The sequence below is a fragment of the Paenibacillus jiangxiensis genome (genome assembly GCF_046098255.1).
Lineage (GTDB): Bacteria > Bacillota > Bacilli > Paenibacillales > Paenibacillaceae > Paenibacillus > Paenibacillus jiagnxiensis.
Genome location: NZ_JBJURI010000007.1, coordinates 73563 through 85802, shown reverse-complemented (window position 1 = coordinate 85802; position 12240 = coordinate 73563). Strand labels below are relative to the sequence as shown.

Here is a 12240-nt window from a genome sequence, read left to right as displayed (position 1 = left end):
TATGGAGGTGATGCCCCGATCCGTAAGCCGGAAGTTGAAATCACTTTGATTGCTGGAGGGTTCGCGATGAAAAAGACCGGTATTTTGTTCATGTCACTTTTGTTGATGGTATGCGTAACGCTTACAGCTTGCGGCGGAGGAGAGAGCGCTGCCGGAGGAAACGGCAAGAAGACGATCAATCTTGCGCTTTGGGATGAAAATGCGAAGGAATTTGTGGACAAATCCATCGCACTTTATAAAGAGACCCACCCCGATGTGGAGGTCAAGGTCACTTATACTCCTTTTGCAGACTATTGGACGAAGCTGAAAACCAGTCTGGCCGGCAAAGGCGGCCCAGATGTGTTCTGGATGAACGGGCCGAACTTTTACAGTTACGCTTCAAGTGGACTGCTGAAAGATCTGCAGCCATTGATTGAGCAGAGCAAGATGGATGTCTCCGTATATAATGAACTGCTCCGCAACATGTACACCTATGAAGGCAAGCTGTACGGAATTCCGTACTTTCAGGATGTCGTAGGCCTCTATTACAACAAAGAATTGTTCGACAAGGCGGGTGTTGCTTACCCGGATAATACATGGACATGGGATGCCCTGGAGCAAAATGCCCGGAAGCTGACGGACAAGGAAAACGGGGTATACGGTTTTGTCGCACCAGTCATCGACAGCCAGCCAGGTTATTACAACTTTATAGCTCAGGCAGGCGGATATGTGATCAGCGAAGACAAGACCAAGTCCGGATTCGATTCGCCGGAATCATTGGCAGCTTTTGAATGGATGGACTCTTTGATCAAGGCAGGCATCTCGCCGACCGCCCAGCAGCAGCTGGAGACGGAACCAAAGCAGATGTTTGCATCCGGCAAAGCGGCGATGTTCCCGGCGATCTCGGTAAGTGTGCCTGAGCTTCACGGCATTCTCGGCGACAAACTCGGGGTGGCGGAGCTGCCGGCAGGCAAGCGCAAAGCCAGCATCGTGCACGGGCTGAGCTGGTCGATCAACAAGAGCACCGAACATGAACAGGAAGCGTGGGAGCTGATCCAGGCGCTTGCCGGGGAAGAAGGCAGCAAGTATTTGGCTGAAAGCGGATTCAGCATTCCTGCATATAAGGGAGCGGAGGAAGGATGGCTGAAGTCCGTGCCGGGTCTGGATCTGACAGTATTCACGGACAGTCTGCAGTTTGGCGTGCAGTACCCGATTTCGGAAAAAACAGCGGAGTGGCAGGCGGTAGAAACGAAAGAGCTGCAGAATGCTTTCCTCGGCAAACAGTCGATTCCGGATGCCCTGCATAAAATCGCCGCCGAAATGAACGCCATTCTGGAAACCGAGAGGTGATCCGTCATGTACGAAGCTGAAATGACCGGAGTCCAGTCCAAAACGGCCAGTGTGAAACCGAGAATGTCCAGACAAGGCTGGATGGAGGCAATGTGGGCATACATATTCATCAGCCCGCTCGTGCTGGGACTGTTCCTGTTCTACATGGCTCCATCCGCCGTATCCCTTGCGTTGTCCTTTACAGACTGGGACGGGCTTGCTGCTCCCGCGTTCACCGGACTGGCCAATTTCCAGCGGTTAATGGATGACCCCGTATTTCTGAAATCACTAGGGAATACATTTCTGTATACGATTGTGTCCGTGCCTGTCACAACGGCTTTGGCGACGATCCTGGCCGCCCTGCTCAATCAGCCGATACGAGGCAAGACGGTTTACCGGACACTCTACTTCATTCCCGTCATTACGATGCCTATCGCCGTTGGCATGGTGTGGAGATGGCTGTACAACTCCGAATACGGGCTGATCAACTACGTGCTTGGACAGCTGGGCCTGCCGCAGCCGAACTGGCTGTTCGATGAGAACATCGCATTGTTCTCCATCATTCTCATCAGCATCTGGAGCGGTATCGGGTACAGCGCCGTCATTCTCCTGGCCGGATTGCAGGGGATATCGGGGTCATATTACGAAGCAGCAGCGATTGACGGGGCAGGCAAAGTACGCCAGTTTTTTCAGATTACGCTTCCTTTGCTTACGCCCAGCCTGTTTTTTGTCGTCGTGATGTCTTTCATTAATTCATTTCAAATTTTTGATCTCGTGTACATTATGGTGGGCAAGCAGGATTCCATGCTCGATTCAACCCGAACGATTGTGTACAGCATTTGGGAGAACGGATTCAAGTATTTTGATATGGGTTATGCGTCTTCCCAGGCGTTTGTGCTGTTTGTGGTCATTCTGATCTTTACGATCGTACAAATGATTTTTCAGAAGAAATGGGTCCATTACCAATAGGATCACCGATCCGGTGAAAGGAGGGGTTCATCTTGGCTACGAATGCGGCAATAAGGCCGAACCGCGCCGGGGGCATATGGAAGCATATCGTGCTGGCGGCGGGAGCGGCTGTTATGATTGTGCCTTTCTTGTGGATGATCTCGACTTCGTTAAAGTCGTACGCGGACTCAATGCAGATACCGCCCGTATGGATACCGCCGGAGTTTCACTGGGACAATTATGCGAAAGTATTCGATAAAATTCCGTTCATGGAGTATTACCTGAACACCTTATTGATGACCGCCGGCCGAACGGTCGGCCAGCTGCTGATCTGCTCGATTGCGGCATTTGCCTTTGCGTGCATGCGGTTTCCGGGTAGAAATATCATTTTCGTCGCCCTGCTGTCGGTCCTGATGGTTCCCTCCCAGGTCGTCATGATTCCGAGCTTTGTCATCATGCGGGATCTGGGCTGGCTGGACACGTTTTACGCCCTCATTATCCCGGGCATGTTCAGCGCGTTCGGAACCTTCCTGTTGCGTCAGTTTTTTCTCGGGCTGCCGCGGGATTTGGAGGAGGCTGGCAAAATAGACGGCTGCAGTTACTTCGGCATTTTTGCGAGGATCTACCTGCCTCTGTCACGGTCAGCGCTTGTCTCGCTGGCAATCTTCACGGTGATGGCCTCCTGGAATGATCTGCAGTGGCCTTTGATCATGACCAGCTCGGACGATATGCGTGTGCTCTCCATCGGCGTCTCGACGTTCCAGGGCCAGCACAGCACTGATTATCCGCTGCTAATGGCCGCAGCAGTGATGACTACATTGCCTCTGATTATCGTATTTATATTTCTGCAGCGTTATTTCATTGAAGGTATTGCGATGAGCGGCATTAAAGGTTGAATGACAAAGGAGATGGGAACTGTGATCAAGGTTTTGTTGATTGGCGCAGGAACAATGGGCAGTACACATGCTCAGGCTTATGAACAGATGGAAGGCGTACAAGTGGCAGGAGTGGTCGATATCCAGGCGGAACGGGCACAGTCGCTGGCAGATGAGGTGCATGCCCGCGCGTTTGCTTCCTACGAGGAAGCGATATCGGCTCTGGACGATGTCGATGTGGTGGATGTGTGTCTGCCTACTTATCTTCATAAACGATATGTGCTGCAGGCTGCACAGGCGGGCAAGCATGTCATCTGCGAAAAACCGCTCGCCCGTCATCTTGCGGATGCGGAAGAGATGATCGCGGTATGCAAGCAGCACGGAGTGAAGCTGTTTGTCGGGCATGTGCTGCGTTTCTTCCCTGAATATGCGCAGGCCAGAACGGTTATTGAAGCGGGTGATCTTGGCGAGATCGGTGTTGTGAGGACTTCCCGGGGCGGCACTTTTCCGCGGGCGTGGAACAATTGGTACGCAGACTATTCGTTAAGCGGCGGGCTGACGCTCGATATGATCATTCATGATTTCGATTATTTGCGCTGGTGCTTCGGCGAGGTGGACAGAGTTTATGCGAAAAGTTTGCGCGGACGTGTATACGGCCAGATCGATTATGCGCTCGTCACGCTTCGCTTCCAGAGCGGAGTCATTGCGCATGTCGAAGGGACGTGGGCGCATGAATCGTTTGCCATGAGTTTTGAAATCGCGGGGAAAAATGGGGTTCTTCAGTTTGACAGTGCTCGTGATAATCCGGTTACGGCCGTAAGCCGCAACGGGGTGCAAGGGAGACCGGGGGTGGCCGTACCGGAAAGTCCGCTCCGTGAAGGCACCTATTATCGTGAGCTGAAGCATTTCATGGATTGTATTGCGACCGGAAACGAGCCGCAGATCACGGCGGAAGACGGCCTGGAGGCCCTTCGCATATCGCTGGCCGCACTGGAGTCCATGGAAACGGGCAAACCGGTCACGCTGATTCATAAACCATCCGCACTGCAGCATCAATCTTAAGGGGGCTCTACGATGAAGATCGGAATTATCAGTTTCGCACATATGCATGCCTATAGCTATGCATCAGCATTACAGAAGTTGGACGGCGCCGTGCTTGCGGGTATTGCCGATGACAATGCCGCTCGCGGCAAGCAATTTGCCGAGACATTCGGTACGCAGTTGTACACCGACTACCATGAGCTGCTGCAGCAGGATATCGAGGGTGTCATTGTGACGTCGGAAAATGTAAATCACAAAGAGCATGTCATCGCCGCCGCCAAGGCAGGCAAGCATGTGCTGTGTGAGAAGCCCTTGGCCACGAATGTGGAGGATGCCCTCGAAATGATCGAAGTGTGCCGGCAGCATGGTGTCATTCTGCAGACAGCCTTTCCGGTACGCTACAATTCCAGCATCGTAAGGGCGAAAGAAATGATTGATGAAGGCGGAATTGGACGCATCCTCGCCATGAGAGGCACGAACCGCGGACAAAATCCGGGAGGGTGGTTCGTGGAGCCAGCCTTGTCGGGCGGCGGTGCGGTCATGGATCATACCGTGCATGTCGTCGATATTATGCGCTGGTTCACAGGATATGAGGTGAAGGAGGTGTATGCGGAGATCGACACTCATTTCTCCGATACCCCGATTGACGATTGCGGCATCCTGACGATGGAATTTGAACATGGAATATTCGCCACGCTCGACTGCAGTTGGTCACGCAACAAAACCTTCCCGACCTGGGGAGACGTTACGCTGGAAATTGTCGGCTCCGAAGGGACGATAAGCATTGATGCTCTGGACCAGAAGCTGCATGTGCATACCGATCAACACGGGTACCGGCACTCGTTCTGGGGTGACGATATGGATGAAGGGCTTATCGCCGGTTTTGTGCGCGCCATCCGGGAGGGCAAAGCGCCGATTACCGGAGAGGACGGCATGAGAGCTGTGGAAGTGGCGCTCGCCGCTTACCAATCCGCGAGGATTAAGGAACCTGTCGCTACCGGGCTGTAACCAAAAGGGAGGATGAACGATTTATGCTGAAAGCAATGAATCAATGGGGATTTCCGGACGGGACACCGCTGGAAAAGGTGTTTGCCGTCAGTAAAGAGGCTGGATTTGATGCGGTTGAACTCAATCTGTACCCGGCCGGTGGTACGGGGCTGACGATGGATACGACGGCGGCGGAAGCGGAAGAGATCGGGCTTCTTGCACAGCGGCACGGAATCCGGCTGCTCAGTCTGTCGACGGGTATGCTGTGGGATTCACCTTTGTCTGCGGGAGACGCCTCTGTCCGGCAGGAAGGCGCACGGATCGTTGCTAAACAACTGGAGCTGGCTGCAGCCCTGGGAATGGACACGATACTTGTCGTTCCCGGTTCCGTGGATGAAAACACCTCCTATGATGATTGCTACCGGAACAGCCAGGAGGAGATCGGGAAGCTGCTTCCGCTGGCGGAAAAGCTGGGTGTGTCCATCGGAATTGAGAACGTATGGAATAAATTTCTGCTGTCCCCGCTCGAAATGGCGCGTTACATTGACGAATTTCAGTCCTCCCGGGTAGGCGCTTATTTCGATGTCGGCAATGTGCTGCAGTTCGGCTATCCCGAGCAATGGATCCGTATTCTCGGTCCGCGCATACGCAAAGTGCATGTTAAGGATTTCAGCAGAGCCGTCGGCAATATCAACGGATTCGTGCCGCTGTTAAGCGGGGATGTGAACTGGACTGCGGTGCGTGCAGCACTGCAGGACATCGGCTATGATGATGTGCTTACCGCAGAGCTGACTGCCTATGAGCATGCTCCGCTGCAAATGATTTTTGATACGGCGCGTCACCTGGATTGTATTATCGAACAGATGCCTGCGGGAGTAACGGAGTAATATTGAAGGAGGCTGAAATCATTCCATATGGATAAAGTGAGAGTTGGCATAGTCGGAACAGGCGGCATTGGGCATGCTCATTTGGACAATCTGACAGCGAACGGTTCTGTTGAAGTTGCTGCGGTGTGTGACGTGAGCCGTAAGCTCGGGAAAGAGAGAGCTGCTGCCGTTGGAGCAGTATATTATGAGCAGGCGGATGATATGTTCGAGCAAGCTCAACTGGATGCCGTCTTTGTCTGTGTACCGCCGTTTGCGCATGGACAGATTGAGGAGCAGGCTGCGGCGCGCGGAATTCATCTGTTTGTGGAAAAACCTCTTGGCTTGGAGATGGCATCCGTACAGAGGAAGGCAGCGGCGATAGAAAAGGCAGGCATTATTCATGGCTCAGGATACTGCCTGCGTTATATGGACATTGTCCGGATCGCCAGATCATATTTGCAGGACAAAGAAATCGGTATGGTGCGGGCTCACTATTTGTCATCCTTTGTGGAGACACCGTGGTGGCGGGATATGAGCAAATCGGGCGGCCAGCTCGTGGAGCAGTCGACGCATACGGTCGATCTCGTCCGCTATCTTGCCGGTGAGATGAGTGAAGTGTATGCCCGTATGGATCTGCGCTTCATGAAAAATATGGACGGCATGAATGCGCCTGACGTGACTTCCGTCAGCGTTGTATTCGAATCGGGTGCTATCGGACATATCGACAGCACCTGCATTCAGCCGGATCATCGATCAGGCATTGAGCTGCTGGGCCGCGGTTTCCGTGTGGTCATTGACGGATCCGAATTGACGATTGTAGATGATGAAGGAACACAATCGTTTAAGAGGGATACCGATTTTTACAAAGCACAGGACGATGCCTTCATTGAAGCGGTGCGAACCGGGGAACGGAGCCTGATTCTATCTTCGTATACAGACGCCATGCGGACTTTGGAGGTTACGCTGCGGGCGAACGAATCCGCCAAGTCAGGTGTTCCCATTAAGCTGGAAGGATTCAAGCCTGAGTCTGGCATCTCACGGACTTAGGGTGATCAGGGAGCTGCCTTGAAATTTGAAATTAGTCAAAGTGGCTATTGAATGAAATCCAAAGCCTTGATTCATTGGAAACATTGATGAATCAGGGCTTTTTTTGTCCACTGTTGTGGGGTAACTTCGTCTCAGGAAGAATTTTTACACTGGGATAACCCTTTCAGCTTGGCATCAAGTTAATGTTGATCCATAAAGACCGTAATCATAGATTCTATTTCCTGAAAAGGAAGCTCAAAACCGAAATTGGTGCTTGACTGGGGGACAGGGCAACAGCGTAAAAGAGTGAAATAAAATCTAACGTTTGTGAGCGATGCTATTTGGGCAAAAACAAGAGGGTGCAAAATGTAACGGTTGCTGGCGAGCCTATTTCCCGTTTTTTGGCGATAAAGAGGCGGTTTCACCCAAATAAGCTCGCCTACAACCGTTAAAAATGAAACCTCCGCTTTTTCGCCCGAATAAGCGTGATGACAACCGTTAGCCCAGAAAATGTTCCGGATTGATTGATCATTTGAGGCTTCCCCACTAGTCAAACACCGATTTTAGGTTGAGTAGAAAAGGAGCTGCATACAAATGTTTCCCATTCATCAAGTCCATCCTCAACCGCCGTTGTCGGTCAAACCCCGTATACACGAAAGCAGCCGTATCGTGAACAGTCTTATCGGTAAATGGACATCGATCGGACCTGATAACAAGCTGATTGAAGCCGAGATCGGGGATTACACCTATACGATGGATGGCGTTACCATCAACTACGCCGAAGTAGGCAAATTCACTTCCATCGCCTCCCACGCATGCATCAATCCGGTCGACCATCCCATGGAGCGGGTGACACAGCATCATATTACCTACTATCAGCCTGAATACGGGCTTGGGGAAACGTACGACGAGGAAGTCTACAACCGGCGCAGGGGAAACCGCGCCACCATCGGCCATGATGTGTGGATCGGCCACGGAGCGATTGTGATGAAAGGTGTCCATGTCGGAACAGGCGCCGTCATTGGCTCCGGCTCTATCGTGACGAAGGACGTTGAGCCGTACACGATCGTGGTCGGAGTGACAGCCAAGCCGATCAAAACCCGTTTCCCGAAGGAGATTGTCGACAGTTTGCTGCAGATTGCCTGGTGGGACTGGCCGCGTGAGCTGTTCATCGAACGGTTCCACGAGCTGAACGATGTACACAGCTTTGTTAAGAAATATGGCTGATTTGCACAAGAAGGTTATCTGCATCTCTGAAAAAATGGAGAACGGCAGTCAAGGACGGATTATTTCTCGTCCATGGCTGCCGTTTTTCGGGATCTCAATCGCTAAAAAGACAGGATTAATATCAGTATTGGTGTCCTGAAGCATCAATATAAAAGGAACGAACAAGGGTGCGGCGGAAAGGACGCCCTTCTTCTGTAATACCTTCGACCTCAAAGCTAGTGTTATAAATGCCGGGTTTACCGGTTAAAATTCAAGGCTAAGGCAGCTTTTCGAATTTATTGTCCTGGGCATCGATTAACGCAAGCTTGTAATTAAGCTTTTCAAGAGTCTTCATGAGAAGTGAGATTTGTTCCTCGACTTTGCTTTTCTGACGAGCCAGCATGATTCTCCTATCCGGCAACGTACTATCCCCGCTTTTATAAAGCTCCACATACTGTTTTATTTCTGCCAGCGGTAAACCTGTTGAACGCAGGGCTTGTACCGTCTCTATACAATCGATGTAATGTTCATCAAACTTGCGCACCCCGTTCGCATTTCGTTCAACAACCGGCAGCACGCCTTCTTTCTCATAAAAACGCAGGGTATACGGAGAAATGCCCGTTTTTTGTGAAATTTCCTTAACAGTAAAAGCCATTATCATTCACCGCCTATCGGGGATTAGAGCTGCTCTAACAAATTGTACAGTCCGAACCTGTGTCCGGTCAAAATAAATCCTTTATCCATAAGGGGGAGCTATATGGAGTTGACTTAGAGCCGCTACGGCCCGGTAAGCTACGTTTAGAAACAAAAAATGATTAGAAGGAGATCGTTCAATGATAAAAACTGTGTTGATCACCGGCTCTTCGACTGGATTAGGAAACACTACCGCTAGGAAATTTGCTGATGAGGGATGGAATGTGGTGGCGACGATGCGCAAACCGGACCAGCGCCTAGCAGAGGAATATCCCGAACGGATCCTCGTAACGGAACTTGATGTTACCAATCCCGCCAGCATCGAGGCGGCAATTGCGGCAGGGGCTGCTCGCTTCGGCCGGATCGACACCGTTGTGAACAACGCCGGCGTCAGCATCCTCTCGATTTTCGAAGCGACGCCTATGAATGTAGTCCGCGGGGTATTCGAGACCAATGTCTTTGGCGTCATGAACGTGATTAGAGCGATTACGCCACATTTTCGCGAGCAGGGCGGCGGAACCGTCGTGAATATCAGCTCGAGCGTCGGCTTTGCGGCAACTCCGCTTCTGGCCGCTTATGTTGCGTCCAAACATGCGATCGAAGGGCTGACGGAATCGCTCTCGTACGAGCTTGAATCGCAAAATATTTCCGTCAAACTGGTGGAGCCGGGAGCCATTCGCACCACAAGCTTTACCTCGAACACCATGTCCGCATCCCAGGACGTGTCCATTCCCTCTTCGTACCAGTTTTACTATGCTCATATGATGCAAGCCATGATGAACTATCCGTTTGAAGATGCGGATGAGAAGCAGGTTGCCGAGCGGGTTTACGATGCCGCCTGCGACGAGTCTGACCGGCTGCGTTATATCGCAGGTCCGGACGCGGAAGAAATGGCCAAGCTGAGATTTTCCCAATCGGAAGAAGAGTACTTGACCTCCATGCGGGACCTGATGGGACAAACTGCTTGGCGAGCTATGCATGAAAAGTAGGTTAACGTCGCTTTACAAGAGAGTGGGCATTGAAAAATCAATTTGTGACACTGTTAACGAAGGATGGTTGGTTTATGGAAGAAAAACTGCACCCTGAACTTAAAGAATTGTTTTCAGTTTTACCGGAAGTCATGTATACCCGAGAGAATTTAGGTGCCAAAAGGAAAGAGATGCACGAAATGTTTGCCGGCCTGGCTGCATCTCTGCCTGTGAACGATGCAGTCCTAACTTCAGAGTGGTATGTTCCGGGAGCAGCAGGAGGCCCGGATGTCCGTATCAAAATCTATGAGCCAAGAGTAAAGGATGAAATCCTGCCAGGTGTCCTGTATATTCACGGTGGCGGTTATATCCTTGGTTCTGCCGATATGATGGACCCTGTCATGCAGCAACTGGTACCGGAGCTCAATTGCGTCATCGTGTCCGTGGATTATCGACTGGCCCCGGAGCATCCTTTTCCGGCTCCACTCGAAGATTGTTATGCTGCACTTCAATGGTTCTCTGAACATGCTGAGGAACTGGGGGTGGATTCATCCCGAATTGCCGTGGTTGGTCCCAGTGCCGGCGGTGGATTAACGGCTGCGCTTTCTCTTTTGGCAAGAGATCGCAAGGGGCCTTCTATCGCATTCCAAATGCCTCTTTACCCCATGCTGGATGACCGGGGCACAAGCAAATCCAGTAATGAAATCAGAGATGAAAGGGTATGGAGTAAAGCCAAAACCCGGCTTGGATGGGAAATGTATTTAGGAGAAAACCGTGAAGTATCCCCATATGCTGCTCCGGCACGCGCAACCGACTTGTCAGGGCTTCCACCTACATACACATGTGTTGGTGACCTGGATCCATTCCGTGATGAAATCATTGATTATGTATTAAGGCTTACGCAGGCCGGCGTGCCAACAGAGTTTCATTTATACCCCGGATGTTTCCACGGCTTTGAGGAATACGCTCCTGCTGCCGAGATCAGCCAGAGATTTGTAAAAGAATATAAAGAGGCTTTGCAGCGTGCCTTACACCAATGATTGATTACATTCAAAGCGCTCTGCGGCGGGACGGTCGAATTTATGAAAAAAACCGGATTCATGTTCGAATCCGGTTTTTTTAAACCTCTGTGCGGATACTCTAATCCGACAGAGTGTCCGCACAGAGATTAACGTGTATGATGTTCCAGTTCAATTAAGCCAATCTCACTTTAAAATCCTGATAACCAAATTCACGCACTACTTGGCAATCACCGTCTTTATGCTTTACTGCAATGGCCGGCAGAGCCATGCCGTTAAAGGTGTTGGTTTTCACCATGGAGTAAATCGCCATATCGCCAAAAACCAATCTGTCGCCGCTCTTTAACGGCTGGTCGAAGGAATAATCTCCGATCACATCGCCGGTCAGGCAGGTTTGCCCGCCCAGGCGATATGTAAATGGCTTCTCGCCGGGTTCGCCTGAACCAAGGAGGGGAGGGCGATAGGGCATTTCCAACACATCAGGCATATGGCAGGTGGCCGAGGTGTCCAGAATGGCAATCTCGATTCCGTTTTTATGAAGATCAAGCACCGATGTGATCAGATAACCTGCGTTGAGCGCAACGGCCTCTCCCGGCTCCAGATAGACTTCCAGGCCGTATTTATCCTGCATACGCTTAATGCAAGCTTCCAGTCTCGGGATATCATAATCTTCTCTTGTGATATGGTGACCGCCGCCAAAGTTGATCCATTCCATTTGCGGCAGCCATTGCCCGAACTTTTCCTCCACGGCATTCAGTGTGGTCTCCAGATCGTCCGAGTTTTGCTGGCAAAGGGTATGGAAGTGCAGTCCTGAGACACCTTCCAGCAACTCCGGACGGAAATCCCCGCTCTTCACACCGAATCTGGAGCCCGGTGAACATGGATCATAGATTTCATGCCCTTCTTGCGTGGAGCATTCAGGGTTGATGCGCAAGCCCACTTTTCTGCCGGCCTGCAGGGCTTTGTTCTTGAATTTCTCCAGCTGTGAGAAGGAATTGAAGATCATATGATCACAAATGGATATAATTTCATCAATTTCATCCTCACGGTAAGCAGGGGCAAAGACATGGTTTTCTTTGCCCATTTCCTCATAACCCAGACGTGCTTCGAATAAACCACTCGCGGTTGTGCCGCTCAAATATTTTCCGATGAGGGGGTACATGGTTGTCATGGAAAACGCTTTTTGCGCCAGCACAATCTTGGCTCCTGTACGCTGCATAACGCCATTCAGGATTTTCAGATTTTTTTCGATCAGCTCTTCGTCAACGACATAACAAGGCGTAGGCAGCTCCTCGAATCGCAT

At 51.2% G+C, this 12240-nt stretch carries 12 protein-coding genes; 10 read left to right on the top strand and 2 right to left on the bottom strand.

Annotated features, from left to right (window positions below; all coding sequences use genetic code 11):
- Positions 1-66: 66 nt before the first annotated feature.
- The 8 genes from ACI1P2_RS09375 (at position 67) to ACI1P2_RS09340 (ending at position 8278) form a co-directional block, all read left to right on the top strand.
- The gene (locus tag ACI1P2_RS09375; RefSeq protein WP_355319026.1) at positions 67-1329 is read left to right on the top strand and encodes an ABC transporter substrate-binding protein; all 1263 of its coding nucleotides are present in this window, start codon (positions 67-69) and stop codon (positions 1327-1329) included.
- A 6-nt stretch (positions 1330-1335) separates the two neighbouring features.
- Positions 1336-2277 carry a carbohydrate ABC transporter permease gene (locus ACI1P2_RS09370; RefSeq protein WP_355319024.1) on the top strand — a complete coding sequence of 314 codons (942 nt, stop codon included), beginning with the start codon at positions 1336-1338 and terminating at the stop codon, positions 2275-2277.
- A gap of 113 nt (positions 2278-2390) precedes the next feature.
- On the top strand, positions 2391-3152 hold the full coding sequence (locus tag ACI1P2_RS09365; protein ID WP_355319181.1) for a carbohydrate ABC transporter permease: 762 nt from the start codon (positions 2391-2393) through the stop codon (positions 3150-3152).
- Positions 3153-3173: 21 nt separating this feature from the next.
- On the top strand, positions 3174-4193 hold the full coding sequence (locus tag ACI1P2_RS09360) for a Gfo/Idh/MocA family protein (RefSeq protein WP_355319022.1): 1020 nt from the start codon (positions 3174-3176) through the stop codon (positions 4191-4193).
- A 12-nt stretch (positions 4194-4205) separates the two neighbouring features.
- Positions 4206-5180, top strand: coding sequence for a Gfo/Idh/MocA family protein (locus tag ACI1P2_RS09355; protein WP_355319020.1), 975 nt, complete (start codon positions 4206-4208; stop codon positions 5178-5180).
- Positions 5181-5203: 23 nt separating this feature from the next.
- Entirely contained in the window at positions 5204-6046 is an 843-nt protein-coding gene (locus ACI1P2_RS09350; RefSeq protein ID WP_355319018.1) for a sugar phosphate isomerase/epimerase family protein, read from the top strand.
- A gap of 27 nt (positions 6047-6073) precedes the next feature.
- Positions 6074-7072, top strand: a complete 999-nt coding sequence (locus ACI1P2_RS09345; RefSeq protein ID WP_355319016.1) for a Gfo/Idh/MocA family protein — start codon at positions 6074-6076, stop codon at positions 7070-7072.
- A 573-nt stretch (positions 7073-7645) separates the two neighbouring features.
- Complete coding sequence (locus ACI1P2_RS09340; protein ID WP_355319014.1) at positions 7646-8278, top strand: DapH/DapD/GlmU-related protein; 633 nt, start codon at positions 7646-7648, stop codon at positions 8276-8278.
- Between the two features lie 256 nt (positions 8279-8534).
- Here ACI1P2_RS09340 and ACI1P2_RS09335 read toward each other — a convergent pair whose 3' ends face one another.
- Positions 8535-8912, bottom strand: a complete 378-nt coding sequence (locus ACI1P2_RS09335; protein WP_355319013.1) for a MerR family transcriptional regulator — start codon at positions 8910-8912, stop codon at positions 8535-8537.
- A 178-nt stretch (positions 8913-9090) separates the two neighbouring features.
- On the opposite strand from ACI1P2_RS09335, the gene ACI1P2_RS09330 reads away from it, so the two are divergent.
- Positions 9091-9939 (top strand): SDR family oxidoreductase, encoded by an 849-nt coding sequence (locus ACI1P2_RS09330; RefSeq protein ID WP_355319011.1) that lies wholly within the window; start codon positions 9091-9093, stop codon positions 9937-9939.
- Positions 9940-10013: 74 nt separating this feature from the next.
- Positions 10014-10958 carry an alpha/beta hydrolase gene (locus ACI1P2_RS09325; RefSeq protein WP_355319009.1) on the top strand — a complete coding sequence of 315 codons (945 nt, stop codon included), beginning with the start codon at positions 10014-10016 and terminating at the stop codon, positions 10956-10958.
- Positions 10959-11112: 154 nt separating this feature from the next.
- Here the strand turns inward: ACI1P2_RS09325 and nspC are convergent, their stop codons facing one another.
- On the bottom strand, positions 11113-12240 hold the full coding sequence (gene nspC / locus ACI1P2_RS09320; protein ID WP_355319007.1) for a carboxynorspermidine decarboxylase: 1128 nt from the start codon (positions 12238-12240) through the stop codon (positions 11113-11115).